This is a genomic window from Caballeronia sp. 11_S32 (genome assembly GCF_056930355.1).
Map to the genome: position 1 here is coordinate 820,178 of NZ_JBXOWH010000001.1, position 25,432 is coordinate 845,609.

The 25,432-nt window shown below is 61.5% G+C and carries 23 protein-coding genes and 2 pseudogenes; 10 read left to right on the forward strand and 15 right to left on the reverse strand.

The window, feature by feature from the left end:
• Window positions 1-22: 22 nt before the first annotated feature.
• Together AC1Z32_RS03810 and AC1Z32_RS03815 are read right to left on the reverse strand one after the other, a co-directional pair.
• Window positions 23-1,564 carry an amino acid ABC transporter permease/ATP-binding protein gene (locus AC1Z32_RS03810; protein WP_483477366.1) on the reverse strand — a complete coding sequence of 514 codons (1,542 nt, stop codon included), beginning with the start codon at window positions 1,562-1,564 and terminating at the stop codon, window positions 23-25.
• Between the two features lie 56 nt (window positions 1,565-1,620).
• Window positions 1,621-2,457, reverse strand: a complete 837-nt coding sequence (locus AC1Z32_RS03815; protein ID WP_483477367.1) for a transporter substrate-binding domain-containing protein — start codon at window positions 2,455-2,457, stop codon at window positions 1,621-1,623.
• 220 nt (window positions 2,458-2,677) lie between these two features.
• Between AC1Z32_RS03815 and AC1Z32_RS03820 the strand changes: the two genes are divergently transcribed.
• Window positions 2,678-3,160, forward strand: coding sequence for an Lrp/AsnC family transcriptional regulator (locus AC1Z32_RS03820; RefSeq protein WP_483477368.1), 483 nt, complete (start codon window positions 2,678-2,680; stop codon window positions 3,158-3,160).
• A 283-nt stretch (window positions 3,161-3,443) separates the two neighbouring features.
• A pseudogene (locus AC1Z32_RS03825) lies at window positions 3,444-3,575 on the forward strand (C4-dicarboxylate ABC transporter substrate-binding protein); the annotation flags it as partial.
• Window positions 3,576-3,659: 84 nt separating this feature from the next.
• Here AC1Z32_RS03825 and AC1Z32_RS03830 read toward each other — a convergent pair.
• From AC1Z32_RS03830 to AC1Z32_RS03865, 8 genes are read right to left on the reverse strand one after another with little or no spacing between them, the layout of a single operon-like run.
• Window positions 3,660-4,610, reverse strand: a complete 951-nt coding sequence (locus AC1Z32_RS03830; RefSeq protein ID WP_483477369.1) for an amidohydrolase family protein — start codon at window positions 4,608-4,610, stop codon at window positions 3,660-3,662.
• Between the two features lie 18 nt (window positions 4,611-4,628).
• Window positions 4,629-5,555 (reverse strand): amidohydrolase family protein, encoded by a 927-nt coding sequence (locus AC1Z32_RS03835; RefSeq protein WP_483477370.1) that lies wholly within the window; start codon window positions 5,553-5,555, stop codon window positions 4,629-4,631.
• A complete protein-coding gene (locus tag AC1Z32_RS03840; RefSeq protein WP_483477371.1) occupies window positions 5,552-5,968 on the reverse strand; it encodes a thioesterase family protein in 417 nt (138 codons plus the stop codon). The genes AC1Z32_RS03835 and AC1Z32_RS03840 overlap by 4 nt, the downstream gene beginning before the upstream one ends.
• Before the next feature lie 3 nt (window positions 5,969-5,971).
• Window positions 5,972-7,870 (reverse strand): TRAP transporter large permease, encoded by a 1,899-nt coding sequence (locus AC1Z32_RS03845; RefSeq protein ID WP_483477372.1) that lies wholly within the window; start codon window positions 7,868-7,870, stop codon window positions 5,972-5,974.
• A gap of 14 nt (window positions 7,871-7,884) precedes the next feature.
• A complete protein-coding gene (locus AC1Z32_RS03850; RefSeq protein WP_483477373.1) occupies window positions 7,885-8,916 on the reverse strand; it encodes a TRAP transporter substrate-binding protein in 1,032 nt (343 codons plus the stop codon).
• Between the two features lie 42 nt (window positions 8,917-8,958).
• Window positions 8,959-10,140: a CaiB/BaiF CoA transferase family protein gene (locus AC1Z32_RS03855; RefSeq protein ID WP_483477374.1), complete on the reverse strand. Its 1,182-nt coding sequence runs from the start codon at window positions 10,138-10,140 to the stop codon at window positions 8,959-8,961.
• Window positions 10,141-10,159: 19 nt separating this feature from the next.
• Entirely contained in the window at window positions 10,160-10,939 is a 780-nt protein-coding gene (locus tag AC1Z32_RS03860) for an enoyl-CoA hydratase-related protein (protein WP_483477375.1), read from the reverse strand.
• A gap of 35 nt (window positions 10,940-10,974) precedes the next feature.
• Window positions 10,975-12,114, reverse strand: a complete 1,140-nt coding sequence (locus AC1Z32_RS03865; RefSeq protein ID WP_483477376.1) for an iron-containing alcohol dehydrogenase — start codon at window positions 12,112-12,114, stop codon at window positions 10,975-10,977.
• Window positions 12,115-12,292: 178 nt separating this feature from the next.
• On the opposite strand from AC1Z32_RS03865, the gene AC1Z32_RS03870 reads away from it, so the two are divergent.
• Both AC1Z32_RS03870 and AC1Z32_RS03875 read left to right on the forward strand, forming a co-directional pair.
• Window positions 12,293-13,237, forward strand: a complete 945-nt coding sequence (locus AC1Z32_RS03870) for a LysR substrate-binding domain-containing protein (protein ID WP_483477377.1) — start codon at window positions 12,293-12,295, stop codon at window positions 13,235-13,237.
• A gap of 116 nt (window positions 13,238-13,353) precedes the next feature.
• A complete protein-coding gene (locus AC1Z32_RS03875) occupies window positions 13,354-13,935 on the forward strand; it encodes a PPC domain-containing DNA-binding protein (RefSeq protein WP_483477378.1) in 582 nt (193 codons plus the stop codon).
• A gap of 3 nt (window positions 13,936-13,938) precedes the next feature.
• Here the strand turns inward: AC1Z32_RS03875 and AC1Z32_RS03880 are convergent, their stop codons facing one another.
• Window positions 13,939-14,853: a LysR substrate-binding domain-containing protein gene (locus AC1Z32_RS03880; protein ID WP_483477379.1), complete on the reverse strand. Its 915-nt coding sequence runs from the start codon at window positions 14,851-14,853 to the stop codon at window positions 13,939-13,941.
• A 105-nt stretch (window positions 14,854-14,958) separates the two neighbouring features.
• On the opposite strand from AC1Z32_RS03880, the gene AC1Z32_RS03885 reads away from it, so the two are divergent.
• From AC1Z32_RS03885 to AC1Z32_RS03895, 3 genes and pseudogenes are all read left to right on the forward strand, one after another.
• On the forward strand, window positions 14,959-16,161 hold the full coding sequence (locus AC1Z32_RS03885) for an MFS transporter (protein WP_483477380.1): 1,203 nt from the start codon (window positions 14,959-14,961) through the stop codon (window positions 16,159-16,161).
• A 149-nt stretch (window positions 16,162-16,310) separates the two neighbouring features.
• Window positions 16,311-17,117 (forward strand): 2,5-didehydrogluconate reductase DkgB, encoded by an 807-nt coding sequence (dkgB, locus tag AC1Z32_RS03890; protein ID WP_483477381.1) that lies wholly within the window; start codon window positions 16,311-16,313, stop codon window positions 17,115-17,117.
• A gap of 22 nt (window positions 17,118-17,139) precedes the next feature.
• Window positions 17,140-17,670: pseudogene (locus AC1Z32_RS03895) on the forward strand (oxidoreductase); the annotation flags it as partial.
• Window positions 17,671-17,868: 198 nt separating this feature from the next.
• Here AC1Z32_RS03895 and AC1Z32_RS03900 read toward each other — a convergent pair.
• On the reverse strand, window positions 17,869-18,618 hold the full coding sequence (locus tag AC1Z32_RS03900) for a GntR family transcriptional regulator (RefSeq protein WP_483477382.1): 750 nt from the start codon (window positions 18,616-18,618) through the stop codon (window positions 17,869-17,871).
• Between the two features lie 140 nt (window positions 18,619-18,758).
• Here AC1Z32_RS03900 and AC1Z32_RS03905 point away from each other — a divergent pair, with 140 nt between their 5' ends.
• The 3 genes from AC1Z32_RS03905 (at window position 18,759) to AC1Z32_RS03915 (ending at window position 21,701) form a co-directional block, all read left to right on the forward strand.
• Window positions 18,759-19,937 (forward strand): mandelate racemase/muconate lactonizing enzyme family protein, encoded by a 1,179-nt coding sequence (locus tag AC1Z32_RS03905; RefSeq protein ID WP_483477383.1) that lies wholly within the window; start codon window positions 18,759-18,761, stop codon window positions 19,935-19,937.
• A gap of 17 nt (window positions 19,938-19,954) precedes the next feature.
• Window positions 19,955-20,317 (forward strand): 5-carboxymethyl-2-hydroxymuconate Delta-isomerase, encoded by a 363-nt coding sequence (locus AC1Z32_RS03910; protein ID WP_483477384.1) that lies wholly within the window; start codon window positions 19,955-19,957, stop codon window positions 20,315-20,317.
• 61 nt (window positions 20,318-20,378) lie between these two features.
• Window positions 20,379-21,701, forward strand: a complete 1,323-nt coding sequence (locus AC1Z32_RS03915; protein ID WP_483477385.1) for an MFS transporter — start codon at window positions 20,379-20,381, stop codon at window positions 21,699-21,701.
• A 220-nt stretch (window positions 21,702-21,921) separates the two neighbouring features.
• On the opposite strand, the gene AC1Z32_RS03920 is transcribed toward AC1Z32_RS03915, so the two are convergent.
• The 3 genes from AC1Z32_RS03920 to AC1Z32_RS03930 all read right to left on the reverse strand — a co-directional run bounded on the left by AC1Z32_RS03920 (window position 21,922) and on the right by AC1Z32_RS03930 (window position 25,427).
• Window positions 21,922-23,007, reverse strand: a complete 1,086-nt coding sequence (locus AC1Z32_RS03920; protein ID WP_483477386.1) for a porin — start codon at window positions 23,005-23,007, stop codon at window positions 21,922-21,924.
• A gap of 107 nt (window positions 23,008-23,114) precedes the next feature.
• Entirely contained in the window at window positions 23,115-24,365 is a 1,251-nt protein-coding gene (locus AC1Z32_RS03925; protein WP_483477387.1) for an MFS transporter, read from the reverse strand.
• A 96-nt stretch (window positions 24,366-24,461) separates the two neighbouring features.
• Window positions 24,462-25,427: a PDR/VanB family oxidoreductase gene (locus AC1Z32_RS03930; RefSeq protein ID WP_483477388.1), complete on the reverse strand. Its 966-nt coding sequence runs from the start codon at window positions 25,425-25,427 to the stop codon at window positions 24,462-24,464.
• Window positions 25,428-25,432 lie beyond the last annotated feature (5 nt).

Genomic DNA, 25,432 nt, shown 5'->3' on the forward strand with positions numbered 1-25,432 from the left:
GTTCCGAATTGCAGGGAGTGGATCAGGCGGTCGCGCTTTGCGCAACGGGATCAACGCGGTAGCCCTTCAGGAATCGGCCGACTCGCGAATCTCGTGGCATCTCTTGATACCCGGAAGGCGGCAAATCGTGGGCAACGAGTCCACCTTCCATGAACAGCACGCGATCGGAGACCTTCAAGGCGAAGTCGATTTCGTGCGTCACGATAATCATCGTCATGCCCTCCCTCGCAAGATCCTCGATCACGCGCAGCACTTCGCCAACCAACTCGGGATCGAGGGCCGAAGTCGGTTCATCGAACAAGACAATCGACGGCTCCATTGCGAGTGCTCGGGCGATGGCGACACGTTGCTGCTGACCACCGGAAAGCTGATGCGGGTACTTATTCGCATGTGCCGCCATCCCGACCTTGTGAAGCAGCCGCATTCCGTGGCGGTCGAGTTCCTCTCCCTTCAGCTTCGAGTGGTACTGCGGCGCGAGCGTCACGTTCTCCAGCACGGTCCGGTGCGGGAAGAGATTGAAGCTCTGGAACACCATGCCGATGTGCACAATTCCGTCGTGGAAGTCTGAGCGTGCCTTGCGGCTTGCCGCGTGCTCCTTCGTGGTCAGGAAGGGCTTGCTGTTCAGCTTGACGTTGCCATCATCGATGATTTCAAGTCCATTCAAGGTGCGAATCAGCGATGTCTTGCCCGAGCCCGACGGCCCGATAATCGAGATCACTTCTCCGCTCATGACCTTGAGATCGATGCCCTTGAGGACATGATGACTGCCGTACCGCTTGTGCACATTCTGCGCTTCGATGGCAGGCGTTGGCTTACGTGTTTCGCTTGCCACCTGGATCGGAATGACCTTTTCGTTCACCGCCAGTTGGCCGGTGTGTACGTCACCGCTGCGACGCGTGAAGTCGATGTGCTTTTCGAGCCAGCCAAGCAGGTAGCCGAACACAGTGACAATCACAACATAGTAGACAGCGACCGCAAGCATCGTCTCGAGAACCTTGAAGTTCTGCGTGTAGAGGCGTTCGCCAACCAGCAGGATTTCCTCAAGCGAGATGACCGATACGAGCGAAGTCAACTTTACGATGCTGATGTATTCGTTCACCAGCGCCGGCAAAGCGACGCGAAAGGCCTGCGGAAGAACCACGAGGCGCTGAAGGCCAAAGTAGCCGATACCGAGTGCTCGCCCTGCCTCCAGTTGTCCTCGAGCCACCCCTGCCAGCCCGCCTCGGTGGATCTCGGCGATATATGCAGTCTCGCTCAAGGTCAGTGCGATAAGCCCCGCCCAGAAAGGGTTTGACGAGAACGATCCTGTCCAGGGGAACATCTGCGGAAGGTTGTAGACGAAAATTAGCAACACCAGCAGCGGAAGGCTGCGAAAAAACCAGACATAGCCACGGCAGAACAGTTGGACTGGCCGCCATATCGATTGCTTCCCGAGTGCCAGCAAGAACCCGGCAACGATGCTGATGAGCCACGAAGCCAGGCTAAGCTTGATGACGAGCAACGCGGCGTTCCAAAAATCCGCGTACGTGAGAAGCGAGAGGGCATAGCGCCAGTCGAAAACCATTTCCGTCTCCTACCTATAGAAACTGATGTTTGCTCCGCAGTACAACCAGACGCTGATTACTGAGCAGCACCTGTCGCCTTTGCGACGGCCTCATCGGTCGGTTCTGTGAGGTGGTACTTTTTCAAGAGCGCTTGGTATTGGCCCTTCGCTTTCATTTGAGTGATTGCAGTTTGTATGTCCGACTTCAGTTCGGTGTTGCCCTTCTTCAACGCGATGCCGCACACCACCGGATCGAGCAGGCCGGATGTGATTTGCAGTCGTCCGCTGGAGCGTTCAACGATCATTCCCGCGATTGCAATATCCTCGTATTGCGCGTCGATAGCGCCCGAAAGAACGGCTTGAGCGGTCTCGACGGACGTGTCGTACTCACGCACCTGCACGGCTGGTTTCCCGGCAGCGACGCATTCCTTGTTCGAGGCATCATTGATGGTCTTGATCCATGACGCCCCCTTGATCGAGCCGACTTTCTTTCCGCAAAGGCCCCCTATCGTCTTGGGCTTGAGACTGCCGGAAGAACTCGCCATGAGGGAGCCGCCCGTCATGAAGTAAGGCACGAAATCGACGACCTTCGTGCGCTCGGGCGTCACGTACAGCGCCGATGCAACGACGTCGTAGCGGTTACCTGTCACGCCAAGGATGAGGTTCGCGAATCGCGTATCGACGAATTTCGTCGTCGCCTTCATGTTCGTCGCGACCGCGCCAAGGAACTCCGGATCGAATCCCACCGCCTTCCCGCTTTCCAGATACGTGTAAGGAGGCAATGTTTGATCGCTACCGACCGCGAGAACGCCGGGCGTCAGCGTGACCGCAGCGTTCGCGGCGGTACAGGTGAAAGCACAAACAGCGGACGCCGCAGCCAGCGAGAGCCTGCCTTTCAACGAGGGGTTCTTCATTTGGTACTCCAAAGGTGTGTCCCCGAGGGGACGGCGTTACACGAACGCCAGTTCTGCGAGCATCGCCGATAGGCGGCGGGCCATGGAGTCGCGTCGAATCGTGGCGCCGCTATCCGGACCTTGCCGGGAGGCGACTGTGATATAACGCTTGAAGGAAATTTTATTTCGTCCCTCGGTTTAATATTTATTTTTTTTGACCTATCAAACGAGAAAATTTCTCATGGCTACCCCGAAGCGAGCTGCGGAGCTTGATGACTTCGATCTTCGAATCCTCGCGATCGTGCAGCAGAACAATCAGACGCCCCATCGCGAGATTGGCGAGCAAATTGGCCTTTCGGTGCCATCCATCGCCCGCCGGCTCCAAAGACTTAGAAGTATTGGTGTCATCGCCGATGATCGAAGCATTCTGAATCCCGATGCTCTCGGAACCCGAGTCACCGTGATTGCTCACGTGTTAGCGGAGAACGAAGCCGTGGAACTGCTTGACGAAATGAAGGCGAGGTTTGAAGCATGTGAGCAAGTCCAGCAGTGTTACTACGTGACCGGCGATTACGATTTCATTTTGATTTTTTGCACGCGCGACATGGCCGAGTACACGGCACTGACGAGGACACTATTTTTCACCGAGGGCAACGTGCGCAGCTTCCGGACTTTCGTTGCAATGGAACGCGTCAAGGTAACCCTCAACGTACCAATTGGATGACGATTGGCGAATCCGCGTTGCCCGGTTCATCTGAATCGTGCACCCAAGGCAGGCCACTCGGATCTCGCCATCCGGTCGCATTCCTGGACCCCTCGACGGCTGGTGCACGTGGTGGGTAGCGGCCGCTCGAACGAGGACGTGACTTCGACCGCGACCGACCGTATTTGGTCGATCCCCGAAAAGCGGGTCGCTGCGATGATTGCACCCGCGTACGAGCTGAATGCAACATTAACGACCGTTCGGGGTTATCGTCAGCCAACGAAACGCAGGGGCGGCGTCATAGCGCGCGGGCTGCTCGGTCGTGACGCGGGGCTATTCCTTCGGCGTGCGCAATGTGTTCGCCAGGAAGCCCACGCAATCGCTCGCCGGTATCAAGGGTGTGAAGCTGCGCGTGCTGCCCACGCCCGCCTTCCTCGGGCGATACGGCTCGTGCAAAGCGACGGGATTCGCCGCAAGATACTCGTCGATCATCCGCCCGAGTCGTATCAGTTTCACGATCTCACATCCCGTAGACCCTGACCGCATTGTCGTAAAAGAGCGCGAGCCGGTCCGCGGTCGAATACGGCGCGGCTATCGCCTTGAAGCCATCGAAGATGTCGGTCATCCGGTCGACCACACCGTCCACCGGATAGTTGCTGGCAAACGAGCAACGCTTTGCGCCGAACACGTCGATTGCGGTGCGCACGACGCGCGCGTTTGCGTCCACGCTCCAGCGCTGTCCGGGAATGCAGATGCCCGAGATTTTCAGATGCACGTTCGGCTGGCGTGCAACACGCTCGAGCGCGCTGCGCCAGCCTGCCAGGCCTTCCTCGGAGCGATCCGCCGGCAGACCGGTGTGGTTGATCACGATGCATGTCCCGGGAAAGTCGCGAGCCAGCTCCGCCGCCTCGTTGAAATGCCACCAGAACACCTGGAGCTCGAACAACAGACCGTGATCGAGCAGTTTCGCGTACCCGTCGCGCCACTTCGTATCGCGCATGGATCCCGGCGCAACGAACTCGTCCATGTATTCGGCGCGCGGAACGGCGGTAGGTTTGTGTCGAATACCTTTGACCAGCGGATGACGGCCATAGACATCCAGCACTTCGTCCACGTCTTCACGATCGAGCCAGGCCTGAGCGCTCATAGCGTGAGGAAAGCCCTGCTCGCACCGCAATGATTCGACCCAGCGCAACTCGCCCAGTGGATCGGCCGGATCCCATTCCCCTTCGATGAGCACGGTCTTCACGATCCTGTGATGGCCTGCCGCACGAGAGTAGTCGCCGGGCAGGAAGTTGCGCCGGATCGCATCGTAATTGCCGTAGCGGAAATTCTTCACCGGCTTGTCTGCGAGCCACGGATAGTAGTTGCGCTCGATATCGAAGAAGTGCTGATGCGCATCCGCGATGGGCAGATCATCATCCGAGCCGCTCTCGAGGAACCGGCGGCGCAGTTCGTTCGCGTCCAACATGAACAGTCCTCCCCTCTGTCAAATCACTACGCGATAGAAAAGCTGCGCGTTGCGCGAGAAAATCTTCTCCAGCGCATCGCGCCCGAGCGGTTCGAGCATTCTTCTCATGCTGCGGACGAGCACGTCGTAACTCACCCTCAGACCGGCGACCGGAAAATTGCTCGCGAACATGCAGCGATCCACGCCGAAAATGGAGACCGCGTCGAGGACGATGCGCCGGTTATCGTCGTAGTTCCAGGGCGCATCCTTCAGGCCGAATTCCGACAGCTTCACCGAGACGTTGGGCTGCTTCGCGAGCTGTTCCATCCCGCGCCGCCATCGGGACAGTCCTTCCACGCTCCGGTCCCATGGAAAGCCTGTATGGTTCAACGCGATCTTCGTGTTCGGGAACATGCTCGCCACCTCGGCCGCATCGACGAGATGCCAGGGCGGCACACGCAAGTCCCACGAAAAGCCAAACCTTTCGAGCAGGGAAAACCCCCGCAGCCAGGCCGGGTCGCGCATCGTTCCGCGAAGATCATCCATCCGCTCTCCGGGGCTCCGCGACGTGACCGGCTTCGAACGAATCCCGCGCACGAGCGGATAGGCAGCATGCTGTGCCAGGATTTCCTCCGTGTCGGGACGGTCGAACCACGCATGCGCCACCACGGCGCCCGGAAACCCGTATCGCTCATGCACGTCATGCAACCAGCGCGTTTCGGCGACCTGCTCGTCGCGCGCACGTTCGGCCTCGACATGGACCGTGCCGATGACGGGTTGGCCGCCCGCTGCCGCGAGATAGTCTCGAGGAAGAAAGTCGCGGCAGATGCTGCGGTAATCGCCAAGGAAGAATTCCTCGTGATACTCGTCCTGCAGCCAAGGATAATGTCCCGCCGAGAGATCCCACAGATGATGATGCGCATCGATGATCGGAATGTCATCCGGCGCGATGTCTTTCATGCTCATACGGATACGATGCCAGCCCGGCGCGCTTTCTCACCGACGCGCGCCTTGAGTTTTTCGACATTGACGACGAAGCGCGAATGGCTGCCCGTGCAGACCTGCTCGATGTCGTCGAACACGGCGACGTCGAACTTCACGGCGCGGCCATCGATGCCCGCCACCTTCACGTCGATGCGCACGCTCATGCCGAGCAGCGTCGCGCCGGTGTGCGCGATATCGACCTTCGTTCCCACCGAGTTCTCGCCTGCATCGACGAAATCGAGCAGATAGTCGAGACAGGTTTGTTCGATATCGCCGATCAGTTCCGGCGTCGCGTAGATGCGAAGGTCTTCGCCGAGGAAAGAGATGGTGCGCTCACGATCGACTTCGATGGTGCGCGAGTGAAGCGCGCCTGCACGCAATGAATCCTTGATCATGGTTCAGTTCCCGGAAAGAAAGCCCGTGGACACCCACGGTACGGCAACGAGGACGAAGAGCGCCACGGCGAGCGCACCGAGATACGGCCACACGCGCTTCATCGCGCCATCCGGATCGACCTTTGCAATCGCGCACGCCGCGTAGAAGCCCACGCCGAAAGGCGGCGCGAAGAGCCCGAGGCCCATTGCGAAGATCGCGACCATCGCGTAATGGACGTCGTTGATGCCGAGTTGACGTGCAACCGGGAATAGCAGCGGGCCGAACAGCACGATCGCAGGAATGCCTTCGAGGAAGCTGCCGAGCAACACGAACGCGGCCGCCGATATCAACAGGAAGCCCATGGAACCGCCGGGCGCCGTCGACATGAGTTGCGCGAGTTGATGCGAGAAGCCCGATTGCGTCAAGGCCCATGCCATCGCGGTGGCACAGCCGATGATGATCAGAATCGCGCCCGACAGCGAAGCCGTGCCGACGATGATCGGATAGAGGCGATTCCATTTGAACGAGCGATAGAAAACCAGGCCGACGACGAAGGTATAAGCCACGCCAACGGAAGCAACTTCGGTCGCCGTCGCGATGCCTTCGACGACAGCCGCGCGAATCACGAACGGCAACGCGAGCGCAGGCAGGGCGAACAGGAACGCCCTGCCGACTTCGCGCGGCTTCGCGCGTTCCACCTCGTTCAGTTCGCGCTTGCGGTTCTTCATCCAGATCACCACGATCATCGCAAGCGCGCCTACCACTGCCGGCATGAAGCCGCCCGTGAACAACGCGGAGATCGATACGCCCGTCACCGAGCCGATGGTGATCAGCACGAGGCTCGGCGGAATGGTCTCGGACATCGCGCCGGATGCGCTCAGCATCGCCACGAGTTCGTTTTCGTCTTCGCCGCGCTTCTTCATTTCGGGAAAGAGCGCCGGCGCGACGGCGGCCATGTCCGCTGCCTTGGATCCCGAGATGCCGCTGACCAGATAGATCGCGCCGATCAGCACATAGGACAGCCCACCCTTGAAATGCCCGATCAGCGATGCGAGAAAACGGATCATCGCCTGCGCCATGCCCATCGCTTCGATGAGCGCGCCGAGGAACACGAACAAGGGAATGGCGAGCAGGATCAGGCTCGACATGCCTTCGTCGATGCGGCCCATCACGACGAGCATCGGGGTCATCGTCACCGTGCTCAGATATGCGACGGTCGACAACCCGAAGGCCACCATGATCGGCACCCCGATCGACACCATGAACACGACGGCGACGACGAAGAAGATCACGAGATTCAGGTTGCCGAGCGCGGTCATCGCGACCTTGAACGTCATCAGCGCGAGCGCGATGCCGCCGACCACGGCGGCCGAAATCACGAAGTGCAACGGACGCGCCCGCTCCATGAGGCGCGCGACGGAAATCGCGAGCATCAGCGTCAGACCGACAGCCAGCGCCGCGACGCGATAACCGTTGGAAATCTCCAGCGCCGCGCTCGTGATGGCCCACTCTTCCGACACGTACTCCCACGCCGGGGACATCAGCACCAGGATGAACGCGATGACAATCACGGCCCCGAACGTATCGACGAACGCACGCCTTGCGGGTTTCAGATGCGCGATGAAGGTCGTGAGCCGCATGTGCTCGTTGCGGCGCAACGCGATGACCGCGCCCAGCATGGCTAGCCAGATGAAGAGCAGCGTCGCCAGCTCGTCGCCCCAGATCAGCGGATCGTGGAGCACGTACCGGTAGAACACGTTCGCGAACAGCAGCACCACTTCGGCCACCACCAGCGCCGCGGCAGCGAGTTCGGTCGACCAGCGGATGCAGGCATCGAGAATATGACCCGCTCTTGCAACCGGTCCGGGCGGCTTGCTCGCCACCGTCACAGGCATGGTCCCTAGGGAAACGTCAGTGCTCATGGTCCGCTCCTTCCTCACGAAAGCTGCCCGGAATACTTCTCGAGAAGTCCCCATGCCGCATCGCCGTACTTCTTCTTCCATTCGGCGTAGAAGCCCTTTTGCTGCAGATCGGCGCGGAACGCCTGCTGATCGACCTTGTTGAACGTGACGCCCTTGGCCGTGAGTGTCGGTTCGAGGCTCTGGTTGAGGCGGATGACTTCCTCACGCTGCTTCATCGCCGCTTCGTTGATGTTGCGGGCGACGATCTCCTGTACGTCCTTCGGCAGCTTCGGCCAGGTCTTGCCGCTCGCGAGCATCCAGAAGCCGTTCCAGATATGACCCGTGAGCGAGCAGTACTTCTGCACCTCGTAGAAGCGCGCCGACTGCACCACGACGAGCGGATTCTCCTGTCCTTCGACGACTTTCGTCTGCAGCGCGGAGTATGTCTCGTTGATGCTGATGCCCGTGGGCGCCGCGCCGAAAGTCTTGAACATCGAGGTCCAGAGCGGGCTGACCAGCACGCGGATCTTGAAGCCTTTGAGATCGGCGGGCGTCTTGATGGGACGTGTGGAACTCGTGATCTGCCGGAAGCCGTTGTTCCAGACCTTGTCCATTGCGATGAGCCCGGTTTTCGCGGCTTCGGCGCGCACGTGCTTGCCGAGATCGCCATCCATCGCGGCCCATACGGCGTCGTAGTTCTTGAACGCGAAGGGCACGCTTTCGATCGACGCAACCGGCACGAGCGTCGAGAGGATCGCGCCCGGCAATGGAATGAAATCGACGCCGCCCGCGCGTACCTGCGAAAGCATGTCGGTATCGCCGCCCATTTGCGCGTTCGCGAAAACCTGAAGATCGACACGGCCGTTCGTCTCTTTCCTGATCGCCGCCGAAGCCTCGCGCATGTGCGCGTTGAGCGGATGACTGTCGGGCAGGCTGCTCGCGTATTTGAGGACGATGGGGGCGGCTTGCGCGAATGTGCGGGCAGGCAACGCAATGCCGGTTGCCGTGGCGGCCACGGCAAGTCCCGCGGTCGTCAGGAATTCCCGACGCGTGATGATTCCACTCATGTTTGTCTCCTGAACTCTGTGATGCGCGATCGATCGCGTCTGTTACTGCGCCAGCGCCACGACGGCCTTCTCTTCGATCAGACGATCGACTTCGGCAGCCGAATACCCCGACTCCCTCAACACTTCTCTCGTGTGCTGACCGAGCAGCGGCGCGGGACGGTTACCTGAGCGCTTCGCATCGGAGAAGTGAATCGGCAGGCCGAGACCTCTGACCTTGCCGGCCAGCGGGTGATCCGTTTCGACGACCATTTCGCGCGCGATCGTCTGCGGATGCGCGAGCGCCGCCGCGATATCCAGCACCGGACCCGCGGGCAGGCCGATGCGGTCGAACTGCGCCATCCATTCATCCGTGCTGCGGCGCACGAGCAATTCATTGAGGATCGCGACGAGCGCCTCGCGATGCTGAAGCCGCAGCGCATTCGTTGCGAAGCGCGGATCGCTTGCAAGATCGGGCGCGTCGAGCACGTCGAGAAGACGTTCGTAATTGCTCTGGTTGGCCGCGCCGATGTTGATCCAGCCATCGCTCGTCTTGAAGACCTGATACGGCGCGCTCGTCGAATTGGCGGAACCCATCTTCGGGAGAATGGTGCCGTCCGCGAGATAGCTCGCCGCCGGCCAGAACATCTGCTGAAGTCCCGCTTCGAACAGCGACGTGTCGACCATCTGGCCGCGTCCCGTGCGAAGCTTCTGCGCATACGCCGCCGCGATGCCGAGCGCCGCGAGGATGCCCGAGTTGATGTCCGCGACGGGCGAGCCTGCCTTGACGGGCTCTCGACCTTCTTCGCCCGTCATGCTCATCATGCCGCTCATGCCCTGCGCGATGAGATCGAAACCGCCCTTCTCGCCGAACGGACCGGTGCGGCCAAAGCCCGAGATCGCACAATAGATCAGTCCCGGATTGATTTCCTTGAGCGTGTCGTAACCGAGGCCGAACTTCTCCATGGTTCCGGCGCGATAGTTCTCGGTGACGACATCCGCATCTGACAGCAGTCGCTTCAACACATCGCGGCCGCCCTCGCTCTTGAGATTGAGCCCGATGCCGCGCTTGTTGCGGTTGACGATCATGAACGACGCGGATTCGCCGCTCGGCAGGATCGGGGAGAAGCGGCGCGAATCATCGCCGTCGGGGACTTTCTCGACCTTGACGACATCCGCGCCCATATCGGCGAGCATCATGCCGCACACGGGACCCGACATGATGTGCGCCAGTTCGACTACTTTCATTCCACTCAGCGGACCCATTTCACTTTCCCTTGAAGACTGGTTTCTGTTTTGCGTTGAATGCTTCGGCGCCGATGCGAAAGTCCTCGGTGTCGAAGCAATCGAAAGCGGATTCGATATCGGCATCCGTGAGCGCGGGCGTTCGCGTCAGCCTGTTCGCCGCCGCCTTGTGCCATCGCGCGACGAGCGGCGCACCGCGTGCGATGCGCCGCGCCGTCGCGATAGCTTCCTCCTCCACTGCATCGTCGGCGACGACGCGCGACGTCAGCCCCTTCGCAAGCGCTTCGTGCGCATCGAAGATGCGTCCTTCAAGCACGATCTCCATCGCGACCGCACGGCCCGCGAGGCGAATCAGCGCACCGAGTTCCGCGTAGGACATCGTGAGCCCGAGTTGTCCGACGGGCGCGCCGAAGCGGCTCGATTCGCCGCAGATGCGGATATCGCACAGCGACGCGATCTCGACGCCACCGCCCACGCACACGCCGTGAATCATCGCGACGACGGGATGACGGCACTGCTCGATGGCCTCCATCGCGGCTGTCGTGATCTCGGCGTAGGCGCGCGCCTGCTCGCGATTCGCTCGTTGCGTCGCGAACTCGCCGATGTCCGCACCGGCTGCGAACGCCTTCGTCCCGGCGCCGCGCAGAACGACGCATCGAACGCTGTCATCGTCCGATAGCTGGTGCATCGCCGCGCCGAGATCGCGCCACATCGAGAGCGTGAGCGCGTTCATTTTCTCGGGGTTGTCGAGCGTGACAATGGCGATCTCGCCATCGCGCCCGATGTTCAGCTTGTCTCCCATTTTTTCCTCTGATAGTGGCCTGCTGCAGCAGCAAGTCAGAACGATGCGTCGAGCATCGCGTGATAGTCACTTTCGGAAGCGTCGCGCGGATTGGTCTTGTGGCTGTGATCCCTCAGCGCGCCCTTGACGATGTCGGGGAACATGTCGCGCGTGACGCCGATGGCGGAAAGCTTCGTCGGAAGACCGAGTCGATCCGTCATCTCCCGGATCGACGGGCCGACGCTGGCGGGATTCTCGAGTCCCATCGCTTGCGCGAGCCGCGCGAGCTTGCCTTCTTCCCGAACCGTCGGCGCGTCCTGATTGAATGCGATGACGGCAGGCAGAAAGATCGCGTTGAGTGTGCCGTGATGCAAGCGCGGGTCGATGCCGCCGAGCGAATGACTGAGGCTATGCACGCATCCGAGGCCCTTCTGGAAAGCGAGCGCGCCCTGCATCGATGCGCTCATCATGTTCATGCGCGCGACCCTGTCGTCGGAGTGGGTCGTGGCGCGCTCGATGTGACGCCATGCGCGCCACAGGCCATCGAGCGCGATGCCGTCGGCGGCGGGATTGAACACGGGCGCCATGAAGGTTTCGATGCAATGCGCGATCGCGTCCATGCCGGTCGCGGCTGTCATCGTCGCGGGCAGCTTCAGCGTGAGTTCGGGATCGCAGATTGCGGACTTCGGCACCACGAAGGGCGATATCACGCCGACCTTTCTGCCGTCGTCGAGAATCAGGATCGCGCCCCGTCCGACCTCGCTGCCCGTGCCCGCCGTCGTCGGAATCGCGATGACGGGCGCGGTCGCCGACGTGATGCGCGTCGCGCCGCCTTCGATCACCGCAAAGCTCTGCAGTGGGCCTTCGTGCGCCGCGCAGACCGCGACGCCCTTCGCGAGATCGATCGACGATCCGCCGCCCACCGCGATGATTCCATCGCAATGCGCATCGACGAACACGGCGACCGCTTCGCGCACCGCCGCTTCGTTCGGATTGGGCGGCGTGCCGTCATACACCGGCACGTCGCGCTCCCCTCCCAGGGCCGAAAGGACCTTGTCCACGATGCCCGCTGCCTTGATGCCGCGATCCGTCACGATGAGCGGCCGGTTGATTCCGATCCTTTCGCATTCGCTCTTCAGCAAGCGCAAGGCGCCGAAGTCGAACTGAATCTGCGTGATGTAATTGATGAGGGCCATGTTGATCGACAGTTATAGGTACTCGAAAACCCGACTAGCAGGAACCCTTATCGATGCGGGTTAACGTTAGGCTTCCAGCTCTGCATAATGCGGGTTTGATGCGGCAGTATAGGCAGCGGCCGAAATCGCCGGAATTGACAATAATGAATACGGATATAACTATTCCTCAACTCGCTCCATGACTCCTTCCCTCAACTCGATCATTTCCCGGCTGCATCTGAAGCAATTGCGGCTGCTCATCGCGCTTGCCGATCATGGTTCGCTGCTGAGCGCCGCCAAGCAGGTTTCGCTCACGCAGCCGGGCGCAAGCAAGGCGCTGCACGAGATCGAAACGACCTTCGGTACGGCGCTTTTCAACAGAACCAGCCGCGGGCTGGAACCGAACGACATCGGGCATTGCGTGATCCGCTACGCGCGGCTCATTCACACGGACGTCGCGCATTTACGGGAGGAGATCGTCGGCATCATGCGTGGACATGGCGGACGCGTGTCGGTGGGCGTCATCATGGGCGCCGTGCCGCGCGTGATCGAAGCGATCTCATCGCTCGTCACGAAGCATCCGGAGATGTCGGTGGAGATCGTCGAGGATACGAGCGCCGCGTTGCTGAGCCTGATCGATGCCGGACGGCTCGACCTGGCCGTCTGCAGAACCACGATCAGCCAGACGCCTTTTCTCTACGACAGCGTGAATCTGCAAGAGGAAGCGCTTGCGGTCATCGCTAACCTGAGCCACCCGTTTCAGAAAGCCCGCAAGCTGCATCTGAAAGATCTCGCCGATGTGAGATGGGTCGTCTACCGCGCCAACATGCCGATGCGGATGCTGCTCGAACGCGAGTTCCGCGAAGCCGAGATCCGCTTTCCACGACATCTGGTCGAAACGACATCCGCGTTCGCCACGCTTTCGCTATTGCAGAGCAATCCGACGTTCGTTGCGCTCGTATCCATCGATGTAGCGGAATTCTTCACGCGGCATGGCATGACGGGCATGCTTCGGCTCAAGCTCTCCTCGAAGAGCGAGCCTTATGAACTGGTCACACGACGAGGCGCGCCCGTGTCCGCGGGCGCGCGGCTTTTGATGGAAGAGCTGCTCGCGCAGCGCGACCAGGCCGAAGGCATCGCGTAAGTCATGAGCGCGGGTTATAACCCTAGTCGCAACTCTCAGTATTCCGTCGCGAATGTCTTGTCTACACTCCGCCGCAGCCGAATCGACTCGGCAAGAACATCAACGGAGACAGCTTCATGGACGAGACTTATCTGCGCAGACACTTCTTCAAGAACATCGCGGCGCTGTCGGCCGGGGCACTGGCGACATCGATCATCCCGAGCGGGGTGTCGGCACAGACGCAATCGCCGGCGGAATGCGAAGCGGGCGTGATCTCGGCAGGCGGCCCCGATGTGCAACGCAGATACATCAGAACGCCCACGGGCTATTTCATGGTGCTGCGCATGGGCGACAACGTCTTCGAGCATCTGACGACGTTCGCGCTGGCGGAGAACATCCCCGCGGCCAGCCTGACGGGCATCGGCTTCGGCCATCCCACGTTCGGATTCTGGAACGCAACGAAGAAGGACTTCGACGCCAAAACTTTCCGCAATGTCGAGATGGGCAGCCTTACCGGATCGGTCGCGTGGAAAGAAGGCAAGCCGTCGATTCATATGCACGGCATGGCCGGCGACAGCAACTTCAACGCTTACGGCGGCCATCTCCTGAACCTCGAAGTGGGCACCGGGTCGATGGAAATCACGCTGATCGCTCATCAGAAGCGGCTCGAGCGCGCGGTCGATCCGTGCATCGGCGCCAATGTGCTGGGCATCGGCTGAATTTCAGCGGTGGCCCGTCAGCGCGAATTCGGTGGTCTTCACGGCTTGCGCAAGATAGTCGACGAACGAAGCGATGCGCGCCGAGATCGCCGTGTTGCGATAGTAGACGGCGTTGATCGGCTGCCGCACTTCCTGCGTGTGACGCGCGAGGATCTGCACGAGCGCGCCCTCGCGCCGGTCGCGCAGCGTCATGAAATCCGATAGACACACGATACCCGCGCCTTCCAGCGCGAGATGCCGCAGCGTCTCGCCGCTCGATGAAGCAATGGCCGGCGTGATCCGGTAAGGTTCGTTGTCTCGCCCCGACAGCGGCCAGACATTGAGCGATTCCGGCTGCGTGAAGCCGAGCAGCGAGTGATTCGCGAGTTCGTCGACGCGCTTCGGCAAACCGTGCTTTTCGAGGTACTGCGGCGTCGCGACCACGCGAATCCTGCTACTGCCGATCGGGCGGCTGTGCAGCGTCGAATCCTTCAGCCTGCCGATGCGGATCGCGACATCGGTGCGGCGCTCCAGCAGATCGATCACGCCTTCGTTGCTGTTCAGTTCGAGTTCGACGTGCGGATAGCGCTCCCGGTATCCCGCGACGAGCGGCACGATCACGTGCAGCATGAACGGCGTCGCGGCATCGACGCGCAACAAGCCCGAAGGACGCTCGCGGCGCGCGGCGATCTGTTCCTCGGCGCTTTCCACCGCGTCGATGATCTCGCGCGCATTCTGCAGAAAACTCTTGCCCTCCTCTGTCAGCTCCAGACGCCGGGTGGTCCGGCGCAACAAGGTTGTCTGCAGCTTCTGCTCGAGCCTGCCGAGCGTGCGGCTCGCGCCCGAGACCGTCTGGTCCAGTTGTTCCGCCGCCGCTGTGATGGACCCTGTGTCGACCACGGTCGCGAAGGTCTGGAGCTCGTCGAGAGTGACTTTCATCGTTGACTTTAATTCAAGAGTATTTCATTTATAGACCGGTTTTTGCGCAAAAGTAAAGTCGGCATACTGCGTTCGTCCCAATTTCGGCTTCGCAGGAACAGAACCATGCCACTTGCTCTTTTCGCACTGACGCTGAGCGCATTCGCGATCGGCACGACCGAGTTCGTCATTGTCGGACTCATCCCGACGATCGCCGCGGATCTCGGCGTCGATCTTCCTTCGGCGGGCCTGCTGGTCAGCCTCTATGCATTGAGCGTCGCGGTAGGCGCGCCGCTGCTCACCGCGCTCACCGGCCGCTTGCCGCGCAAGAGCCTGCTCGTCGGGCTCATGGCGCTCTTCGCGATCGGCAATCTCGTCGCATGGCGCGCGCCGTCGTACGATTCACTCGTGATCGCACGCATCCTGACCGGCCTCGCTCATGGCGTGTTCTTCTCGGTCGGCTCGATCATCGCGACCAATCTCGTGGCCAAGGAAAAAGCCGCGAGCGCGATCGCCACGATGTTCAGCGGCATGACTGTCGCGTTCGTCGCGGGCATTCCGCTCGGCACGTTCATCGGGCAGCACTTCGGCTGGCGCGTGACGTTCTTCGTCGTCGCGGCGTTCGGCCTCGTCGCGATGCTGGGCGCGCTGTTCTTCATGCCCAACAACCTGCCGCACAAGCGTCCGGCGCCGCTGCTTCAACAGGCGCGCGTCATCGCTCATCCGCGGCTGTTGCTCGTCTATGCGATGACGGCCGTCGGCTATGGCGGCTCGCTGATCGCGTTCACCTTCATGGCGCCGATCCTCGAAGAGATCACGGGCTTCACGCCTTCGCAGGTGAGCCTCGTGCTCGTGGCGTACGGCGTGTCCGTCGCGATCGGCAACGTGTGGGGCGGCAAGCTCGCCGACCGGTTCGGTCCCGTCAAGGCGCTGAAGCGCATCTTTTCGCTGCTTGCCGCCGTGTTGCTGGTCTTCACGTTCACTTCGCACAACGCGTGGCTCGCCGTACTGACGATGCTGGCGTGGGGCGGCGTCGCCTTCGGCAACGTGCCCGGTCTTCAGGTCTATGTCGTCAGGCAGGCGCAGCGCTACGCACCGCAGGCAACCGATGTTGCCTCGGGCTTCAACATCGCGGCGTTCAATCTCGGCGTGGCGGGCGGCTCCTCCGCAGGCGGACTGATCGTGGCGCATCTGGGGCTCGGGCATACGCCGTGGATCGCCGCCATGGTCACGCTCGCGGCGTTCGCGCTCACTGCCCTGAGCGGCCGGCTCGATCGGCGTGCCGGCGCGCCCGAAGGCAGCGTCGAAGCCGTCGCCATGACGCACTGACCTCTTTCAATGCCCGGTTCGCACTTGAGTTGGTACTTGATTAAAAATCAAGATTCTTTCCTTTTTCAAGCGGTTTTTCGGATGAATCGAACCGGGCAGAATCATCCGCATCGACATTGAACCAAGCATCAAACTGGAGAACACATTCCATGAACAGGATTCCCGCTTTCGGTCTCGGCACCTTTCGCCTGAAAGACCAGGTCGTGATGGATTCGGTGCGCAACGGGCTCGAACTCGGCTATGGCGCCATCGACACCGCGCAGATCTACGGTAATGAAGCCGAGGTCGGCGAAGCCATCGCGGCCTCCGGCGTACCCCGTTCGGACATTTTTCTGACGACCAAGATCTGGACCGACAACTACTCGCGCGGCACGCTCGTCCGCAGCCTGAAGGAAAGCCTGACGAAACTGCGCGTGGATGAAGTGGACCTCACGCTGATCCACTGGCCCGCGCCGGGCAACGGCGTTTCGATCGAGGAATTCATGAGCGCGCTCGCGGATGCCAAGACGCAAGGTCTCACGAAGCAGATCGGCATTTCGAATTTCAACATCGAACTGACGAAGCAGGCGATCGCGGTGGTCGGCAAGGAAAACATCGCGACCAATCAGATCGAACTGAGCCCGTATCTGCAGAATCGCAAGCTCGTACAGTTTCTTCGCGAGCAGGGCATTCACGTCACGTCGTACATGACGCTCGCGTACGGCAAGGTGCTGAATGATCCGGTCATCGGCGAGATCGCGAAGCGGCATCACGCCACGCCTGCGCAAGTCGCGCTCGCATGGGCGCTGCAACTCGGCTATTCGGTGATCCCGTCATCGACAAAGCGCGAGAACCTCGCGAGCAACCTGCTCTCGCAGCAGCTCAGGCTGACGGCCGAAGACATGGCGCAGATCGCGGAACTCGAGCGCAATGGCCGCGAAGTCAGCCCGGAAGGTCTGGCGCCGGTGTGGGACTGAGGGAAACTACATCGTGCAGTGAGACCCGCTTTTCGAATCGGTCACGTTCGGCGGAATTACCGTGCCGAACCGGATCGTGATGCCGCCGAAGACGCGCTCGCGCACAAGCCAGCCCGGCGACGAGGTCAACGAACTGATGGCCGCGTATTACGCGCAACGCGCGGACGCTGGACTCATCGTCAGCGAAGACACCTATATCGCGCCGCTTTGCAAGGGCTATGCATGGACGCCGGGCAGTCACACGCCGGGGCGAATCACCGGATGGAGCAAAGTCACCGATGCCGCGCACGCGGCCGGAGGACGCATCTTCGCGCAACTGTGACACGTCGGACGCCTGAGCCATGCGAGTCTGCTCGGCGGCGAGCAACGGGTGTCAGCGGCGGCGATTCAGGCGAAGGGCGTCAACGTGTTCATCGCGGGCGAGGACGGCAACTCGCCGGGCTTCGTCGAGGCGTCGGAACCGCGTGCGCTGTCCGTCGATGAAATCCCCGCGACCGTCGAGCAATATCGGCAAGCGGCGCGCAATGCGGTCGACGCGGGCATCGACGGCGTCGCGCGCGGCCTCATCGACTATCCGTCGCTCGATCAGGCCGCCTGAATCCTGCACGGGCCGATTGCTCGCGGAGGAACGTTATGCCACCAGCATGAACCCCACAGACTACCGCCTGCTCGATAGCGATTACCCAGCGTCCAGACTTTCAGTCACGCGAAGTATTCGTCTTCTTGTGAATCAGCAGCGGACTGAAGTGGCTCAAGGACCGTCATCGCCCGCGACCCAGCGCAATTCGCTCAGATAGTCTTGCGAATCAGTGACCATCCATGAGCGACGATATTCGACGGGCGCGCCGCGCAAGTCGAACGCGGTCCGAATCGACAGCAGGACCGGATGTCCAACGGGCAGACCGAAGTCCTGTGCGACGTCGTCGGGCAGCAGGCAGGCCTGCAGCCGATCCTCGACCCGGCCCACGGACACGCCGCACTGCTGCTCGAGGAACGAATAAACAAGATGCGCGCTCGCGCAATCATCGCCCCACTCGCGCTCACCGACGCGCGCATAAGGAAACGCAATCGTCTCGACGACGAGCGGGGTCTCGTCAAGCGCGCGTCGCCGACGCAACCGGTAAACCAGCGACCCAGGAGCGAGCTTGAGCGCCGCGCACTCGTCGGCGTCGGCCGGGCTTCTTTCGCGAAGCAGAATCGTGTCGACCGGCAGACGCTTTGCGCCGTTGCTTCGGTCGACGAGACGATAGAAGCTCGTGAACGCGCGCTCGTTGGTCGCGCGAGCGACGAAAGTGCCGCGCCCGCGATGCCGCGTCACCAAGCCCTGCCCGCTCAACACGTCGAATGCCTTGCGGACGGTGCCCACGCTGACCTTGAGGTCTTTGGCAAGCGCCTCTTCCCCGGGAAGCAACTGCCCGGGCAGCCATTCGCCCCCGACGATACGTTCACGGATATGCCTTGCGAGGCGTACGAAAGCCGGGCTGAGATCGAGCGGGTCCATGCTCGAATTCTATACAGAATGTAGAAGAAACACTATAGAATTTGATTCCCAAGCTGGAGACTTCTTCATAAAGTTCATCTCGACGCTCGCAGGGCACATGTCCGTCCCGCGACACGACTTTCACGCCGTCGAGACCCTTCATGAATCGAAACGTCCATCGCATCACCTCCGTCGAAGCACTGCACATCGGCCAGTTTCTCTATGCACGTATCCGCACCGAAGCCGGTCTAACCGGCTACGGCGAGGCGGGCTCCTGGGGGCATATCGAAGCGGCCAAGGCGGCGCTCGAGAAGTTCGGCAAGTATCTCGTGGGTCAGGACGCGAATCAGATCGAGCTGCACTGGAACGTCATGCAGCGCTTCTCGCACTTTCGCGGCACCGCGGTGAACGCGGCGGTATCGGCCATCGATATCGCGCTATGGGACCTGCTCGGCAAGCGTCTGCAGGCGCCCGTGTGGCAATTGCTCGGCGGCGCTTACCGGAACAAGCTGCGCGTATACGGCCACGTGTATGCCGAGACGCTGGAAGAAGTCCTTGCCGACTGCCGGCGTCTGCGCAGCGAGGGCTTTACGGCTGTCGGCCACATCAACCCGTTCCTCGACGAGCCCGAAGGCGAAGCGTACTTCCGTTCGCACGCCGGCAAGGTGCGCGACGCCAAAGAGCGTGTGATGGCCTTCCGTGAAGCCGTCGGCCCCGACGTCGATCTGCTGATCGAGATGCATCGCCGCTTGTCCCCGGCCGAGGCCATCGCGATCGGCCAGGTGCTGGAGCCGCTCACGCCGATGTGGCTCGAAGACCCGCTGCGTCCCGAGTTTTATCCGCAAATGACGACGGTCGGCCACGCGATTCGCGTACCGATCGCGACGGGCGAGCGCTTCTCGACCCCCGCCGAGTTCCACATGCAACTTGCGGGCGGCGGTGTGCGCTATGCGCGCACGTCGGTGTGCGTGTGCGGCGGTATCACCGGTGCGAAGAAAATTGCGGCGCTCGCGGAGGCGCAGAACGTCGATATCGCGCCTCACAATCCGCTGTCGCCAATCAGTCTTGCCGCCTGCATGCAAGTCGCGGCAGCCGTGCCGAACTTCGCCATCCAGGAGTATCCGACCGGCTTCGAGAATCTCGTGCTGAAGTCGGGCCAAAAGCTGCTCGGCTCCGATCTCGTCAAGAGTCATCCGGTGCCGGAAGCCGGCTTCGTGACCGTGACGGATGCGCCGGGCATCGGCGTCGAGTTGCATGACGATGTCGAAACCCGCCGCGAGCCGCTGTTTCGACCGGTATCGATGCGCCGCACCGTCGATGGCGCGCCCATGGATCAATAACGGCCGAGACGCTCAACATGCCTCATTTGATCATCGATCATTCGCCGGGCGTTCTGGAAGACGGCGATCTCGTGCCCCTGCTCGCCGAACTCAACGAAGCGTTGGTCGCGAGCGGCGCGATCAAGGACGAAGCCGATCTGAAATCTCGCCTCTCCTGTTGCACGGCGATGCGCGTCGGTGTCGCGAACGTGCCGCGCGGATACGTGCATGCGCAGTTGCGCCTGCTGCCCGGGCGCAACGTGGAAACGCGTGCGAGGCTCGCATCGCTGATCGCGGACGTGCTGCGAGTACGTTGCCGGCGATCGCCGGACAAGGCCGTCAAGCTGAGCGTCGAGATCGTCGAAATGGATAGCGGCTCCTACGTCAAGGAAACGCTCTGACGCGTGCGGTCCGCGCTTCTCGCGGGCCGCATGTCCAAATACAACTCAACAGGAGACCGCCATGAACCACACAACTACCGAGGTCCAGGGCGTCGGCAGGAATCGTTGGCTGATCGTTTTGCCGATGACCTTTTTCGTCTACATGCTGTCGTATTTCGACCGCGTGAACATCGCGATGGCGTTGCCGCACATGTCGAAGGAGCTGAGCCTCACATCGGTGCAGGCTGGATGGATCGGCGGCGCTTTCGCCTGGGGTTATGCCTTCACGCAACTGCTTGCGGGTTGGCTTTCGCTCAAGTTCGGCGCGCGCCGCCTCGTCGCGATATGCCTCGTGCTGTTCGGCGGTGCGGCGATGCTGACGGGCTTCGCTCATTCGTTCTGGCAGATTCTGTCCGTGCGCATTCTGCTCGGCTGCGCGGAAGGCCCCGTCTATGCGGCGACCTCGATGCTGCTCGCTCAATGGTTCATGAAAGCCGAGCGCGGGCGCGCCTTCGGCATCTGGAACCTCGGCGCGCCGCTCGGCGGCTTTCTCGCTGGCCCGATTTCAGGCGCGCTGATCTCGCATTACGACTGGCGTGTGATGCTCATCGCAGAAGGCTTGCCCGCGTGGATTTTCTGCGTCGTCTGGTTCAAGGCGATCCCGCACAGTCTCGATCTTGCGCGCTGGCTCGGCGACGAAGACCGCGCGTTTATCCAGCGCGATCTGGCGGAAGAGCAAGCTGCCTACGCCAGGCCCGAAAGCGATCCGTGGTGGACCATCTTCAACGAGCCGGCCGTGTGGCTGTTGACCCTCGGCTTCGGTCTCAACACGATCCTTTTATACGGCACGACGCTATGGCTGCCGTCGGTGATGAAGTCATACGGAACGCTGAGCGAGACAACGATCGGATTTCTGGCTGGCGCTCCCTTCGTGATGTCGATGCTCGGCATCTACTACATCAGCCGCCGCTCCGACCGTCATGGCCAGGAACGCCGCTGGCACGCCGCTGTCCCGACGATGCTGACCGGTCTCCTGATGATCGCCGCTGCCTACGTGCCGGCGCCGCTCTTCTGGTTGCAAATCGTGCTCTTTATCGCGCTCGGCTTCACGTTGAAGATGCTGATGCCGCTCGTGTTCGCTCGATTGACGGAAATCTTGCCGATGCGCAAGGCGATGCCCGCTGTTGCTTTCGTGAGCGGCGTCGGCAATCTGATCGGGCAATTCCTCGGACCGCTGGTCGTGGGATACGTGCGATCGATGTCGTCGGACTACAAGTTGTCGCTGCTTGCGCTTGGCATCTCGGCGGTCGCGGGCGGCGTGGCTATCGCGCTGTCGAAGACGAAGGCGGAGCGCGTACTTGGCTATGCCGAGGCCGGCATGGGGCAAAGAGGCGAGGCCAAGTAGGAAGACGCTGCGCATAGCCCGGTCCCCTTCCCTGCATCAGGCATGAGGCATGAGGCAGCTTCCTGCAGCGCAATGGGCGATGCCCGATGAGCGCAGCGAGCGCTTTCCGAAGGAGCGGCGTGGCGGCGTCGCTTCAGACGTTATGCGAGGTTTGCGATCGACCCTTTATGAAAGACAAGATACGCAGCGCCTTACCGACGTTCCGCTGACGCCGTGCGAATCAGAATGCATGCACGATCCCGACCACCACCGCGAGCTGATTGGCCCCGGTCGCAACTACGGTTGTCGACCCTGTTGCGCTTAAAGCAGACTTCGCGCTGTTGATGACATAGGTTACGTCTGTATAGAGCGTGGTGCGCTTGGACAATAGGTAATCTGCGTTGACACCTGAACTCACAGCGTGAGCCGAAACCGTGCGAAACGCGTGATAGTAAGAAGCCGCCGACACCTGGAACGCGGGGGTGATTTTGTAGCGAAGGCCGCCGAATGCCATTGTCTGCGGCTGTGACGCGGCGAGCGTCGCGGCGATGTCGTTCAGGAGGAGCTCGTAACCAGCGTACAACGTCGCGTTCCCGATGGCCCACGATCCGCCCACGAGATAGCGCCGCTCGCTATCGCCGGACGAGGCAGCGGTCGTGCCTTGTCGTTGCTCATAGACAAAGGTCAGGTTGAACGGCCCTTGACGATATCGGGCACCGATGTCGAATTGCTTGCCGACGCGGAATTCTCCCGGCACCTGCGCCCCATTCGCAATCGTCGAATCGTAGCCAAAACTGTATAGCGCGTTGAGCTCGAACGGACCTGCGTGTCCCAGGTACTCGAGCGCGTTATCTGCACGCCCCACGAACTGCGCGTCCTGAGCCGACAAGCCATAGCTGGAGTAATTGAGCGGGTCGAGCGCCAGGAAAAATCGATACATCGGCGTCATCTGCCGGCCAGCCATCACTGCGCCCAACTTGTCGCTTTCCAGGCCGACGAACGCCTGGCGCCCGAACAGCCGGCCACCCTGCTGCAGGGTGCCGTTATTCGTCGCAAAGCCGGATTCGAGCGTGAAGATCGAGCGCAGCCCCGCTCCGAGATCTTCCTTGCCCGTGAATCCCCAACGCGAATTGATGCGATTGCCGGTGTTGAGACGAAACAGCGTGCCGGAGCCTTGTTTCGCCGCATGCGTCACGTACTCGACGCCAGAGTCGAGAATGCCGTAGAGCGTCACCGACGACTGAGCGTGAGCCGCCATGCTCGCCGACGCGCATATCGTAGCGGTGAGTGTCGTCCTTGCCAGTCGCGTAGCGTGGTTCGATTTCAAGCAATGTCTCCTTACTTTTTTTAGATATCCTACTCATTTAATGACGCCGCGACGCAAGTCGATTGTTCGACTTGCGTCCGACCGTACAGGGAATCAGATACAGGGAATCAGATCTGGGCGATGCGCTTGCTCACGAACAACATCGCGATCAAGCCGATGACCGGCCCGACGGCAAGCGTAAGAACGGCAAGCACGATCGAATGTGTCCCGCCATAGACATGGCCGACTGCGAGAGGAGATACAGCGCTACCCATTTGCCAGATGGCGTTCGTCCAGCCGGCGCTCGCCCCCGCCAGCCGCTTGCCGGATGCATCGCTCACCTGCGCCATCAGGACCGGCAGATAGCCGTATGAAAACGCACCCAGAACCGGTGCCACGATATAAAACTGCGTGACCGTCGAGCACATGCCGAACACCACCAGCGTCAGGGCAAACGCAACCAGAACCAGAATGGACATGAGGCGACGCGAAATTCCCGGCAGGTCTGAGATCCATCCGAGTGTTGGTTTCGCGATGACCGCGCCGATGCCGAACGACGCGATGATCGATCCGGCCACGACGGGAGAAATGCCGTATTGCCGCGTCATCAGCGCATTGCCCCATGCGCCGAAACCCACGGTCGCCCAAAGCCCGCCACACCCGGCGATGGACAGAAAGATCAGATTGCGGTTGCGCAAAAGGCTGAGCATTTCTTTCGCACTGTTGCGAGCGGGAGCGCGTTCGCCGCCCGGGCGATTCTTGAGAAACAGAAGGGAGACGATGCCCCAGACAAACGTTGCGACGCCCAGCATGCGAAACGCGCTGGACCAGCCGTACTGCGCCGAGATAGTTGGCACGATGGCGTTGGCAAGTACCACGGCGAGCGACGTGGCCGTGGTGTAGATGCCCATCGCCCGTCCACGGTCACGCGTGAACCACGCCGGAATCACCTTCATTCCGGCCGAATAGTCGGCGCCAGCGGCGAAGCCCATCGCCAGTTGAATCAGAATGCCCACGCTCAACGACGTCGTCTCGCCGAAGAAGAACGTGAAGACACCCAGCGGAAGCAAGGCGAGCGTCATCATGGCCCGTCCGCCGAGAAAGTCGGTCAGCATGCCTCCGATGATGTTCGCCACCACGTATCCCGCATAGAACGCCGTAACGAAGGCGCCAAGCAGCGACACCTTGATGCCGAGCGAAGCACCGACCGGCGCTGCGACCGTGCTCCATGCGACGCGGTCGACGTAGCTGAGAAGAAATGCCGCCCAGACGATGAACAGGGCGACCCAGCGGTAAGGGCTCGCCTCCGTTTCACCCTCGCTCGGCGCGGCCCAGTCCGCGCCCGGCGCGTCACTCGATGACGCCAGGTTCTTTTCCACGACTCCTCCATGCAGGGCGTGCGTATGCCGCCCTATTCTTGTTCCGTTTCGACATCCGGCACACCAGGCACGCCGGGCGGGTATTGCGGGATTGCATCACAGGTCCAGCACGAGTCTCCTTGACTTCGAGCGCGAGCAACACGGCAAGAACTGATCGTTGCGTGTCTGCTCTTCGGGGGACAGAAACAGATCGCGATGCTCCGGTTCGCCTTCGAGCACGCGCGTGACGCAGGTTCCGCAGATGCCCTGCTCGCATGAAACCGGAACGTCGACGCCGGCGTCCGCAAGCGCCTGTGTCACCGATCGGTCGGCCGGGATCCTCACGGTCTTTCCGGCGCGTGCAAGACATACTTCAAAAGCCCCGTCGGACGACGTATCGACGGCGGGCGCCGAGAAGAACTCGTAATGCAGCCGAGCCTCGGGCCATCCGTTCGCGCGCGCCGCATCGAGCACTGCGTTCATGAAGCCTTGCGGCCCGCATACATACAGATGCGTATTCGCGTCGGCGTCTTTGAGCAGTGCATCGAGACGAAGGCGTTGATCCTCGTCCTCGTCGTCGAAGTGATACTGCACGCGCTCGGCCCAGGACGCGTTCGCGAGCCGCTCCAGGAAGGCCGCGAGCGAACGCGAGCGCGCACAGTAGTGCAATTCGAAATCGCCATCGCCGCGATCGAGGTGCTGTGCCATGCAAAGCAGCGGTGTCAGGCCGATGCCCCCGGCCAGCAGCAGATGCTTCGCAGGACCGGAGGCGAGCGCGAAGTGATTGCGCGGCGTGCTCACGCGCAGTTCGTCGCCTTCCCTGATCACGTCGTGCATGCCGGCCGACCCACCGCGCGACTGCGGTTCACGCAATACGGCGATCTGATAGCGCGAGCGCTCATGCGGCGCGCTGCACAGCGAATACTGCCGCACATGTCCGGCAGGCAAATATACGTCGATGTGCGAGCCTGCATCGAAGGGCGGCAACTCACGGCCATCCAGACTTGCGAGTTCGAAACTCACGATGCCTTCGGCCTCGATACTGCGCCGCGCGACGCGCACGGTCATTGTGGAATCGTTCATGGCCA

Coding starts and splice junctions, on each gene's coding strand:
- AC1Z32_RS03910 (WP_483477384.1), top strand. CDS start 19,955: ATGCCTCATTTGATCATCGATCATTCGCCGGGCGTTCTGGAAGACGGC.
- AC1Z32_RS03820 (WP_483477368.1), top strand. CDS start 2,678: ATGGCTACCCCGAAGCGAGCTGCGGAGCTTGATGACTTCGATCTTCGA.
- AC1Z32_RS03900 (WP_483477382.1), bottom strand. CDS start 18,618: ATGGACCCGCTCGATCTCAGCCCGGCTTTCGTACGCCTCGCAAGGCAT.
- AC1Z32_RS03840 (WP_483477371.1), bottom strand. CDS start 5,968: ATGATCAAGGATTCATTGCGTGCAGGCGCGCTTCACTCGCGCACCATC.
- AC1Z32_RS03885 (WP_483477380.1), top strand. CDS start 14,959: ATGCCACTTGCTCTTTTCGCACTGACGCTGAGCGCATTCGCGATCGGC.
- AC1Z32_RS03860 (WP_483477375.1), bottom strand. CDS start 10,939: ATGGGAGACAAGCTGAACATCGGGCGCGATGGCGAGATCGCCATTGTC.
- AC1Z32_RS03855 (WP_483477374.1), bottom strand. CDS start 10,140: ATGAAAGTAGTCGAACTGGCGCACATCATGTCGGGTCCCGTGTGCGGC.
- AC1Z32_RS03850 (WP_483477373.1), bottom strand. CDS start 8,916: ATGAGTGGAATCATCACGCGTCGGGAATTCCTGACGACCGCGGGACTT.
- dkgB (WP_483477381.1), top strand. CDS start 16,311: ATGAACAGGATTCCCGCTTTCGGTCTCGGCACCTTTCGCCTGAAAGAC.
- AC1Z32_RS03835 (WP_483477370.1), bottom strand. CDS start 5,555: ATGAGCATGAAAGACATCGCGCCGGATGACATTCCGATCATCGATGCG.
- AC1Z32_RS03880 (WP_483477379.1), bottom strand. CDS start 14,853: ATGAAAGTCACTCTCGACGAGCTCCAGACCTTCGCGACCGTGGTCGAC.
- AC1Z32_RS03905 (WP_483477383.1), top strand. CDS start 18,759: ATGAATCGAAACGTCCATCGCATCACCTCCGTCGAAGCACTGCACATC.
- AC1Z32_RS03875 (WP_483477378.1), top strand. CDS start 13,354: ATGGACGAGACTTATCTGCGCAGACACTTCTTCAAGAACATCGCGGCG.
- AC1Z32_RS03930 (WP_483477388.1), bottom strand. CDS start 25,427: ATGAACGATTCCACAATGACCGTGCGCGTCGCGCGGCGCAGTATCGAG.
- AC1Z32_RS03915 (WP_483477385.1), top strand. CDS start 20,379: ATGAACCACACAACTACCGAGGTCCAGGGCGTCGGCAGGAATCGTTGG.
- AC1Z32_RS03865 (WP_483477376.1), bottom strand. CDS start 12,114: ATGGCCCTCATCAATTACATCACGCAGATTCAGTTCGACTTCGGCGCC.
- AC1Z32_RS03870 (WP_483477377.1), top strand. CDS start 12,293: ATGACTCCTTCCCTCAACTCGATCATTTCCCGGCTGCATCTGAAGCAA.
- AC1Z32_RS03810 (WP_483477366.1), bottom strand. CDS start 1,564: ATGGTTTTCGACTGGCGCTATGCCCTCTCGCTTCTCACGTACGCGGAT.
- AC1Z32_RS03815 (WP_483477367.1), bottom strand. CDS start 2,457: ATGAAGAACCCCTCGTTGAAAGGCAGGCTCTCGCTGGCTGCGGCGTCC.
- AC1Z32_RS03830 (WP_483477369.1), bottom strand. CDS start 4,610: ATGTTGGACGCGAACGAACTGCGCCGCCGGTTCCTCGAGAGCGGCTCG.
- AC1Z32_RS03845 (WP_483477372.1), bottom strand. CDS start 7,870: ATGAGCACTGACGTTTCCCTAGGGACCATGCCTGTGACGGTGGCGAGC.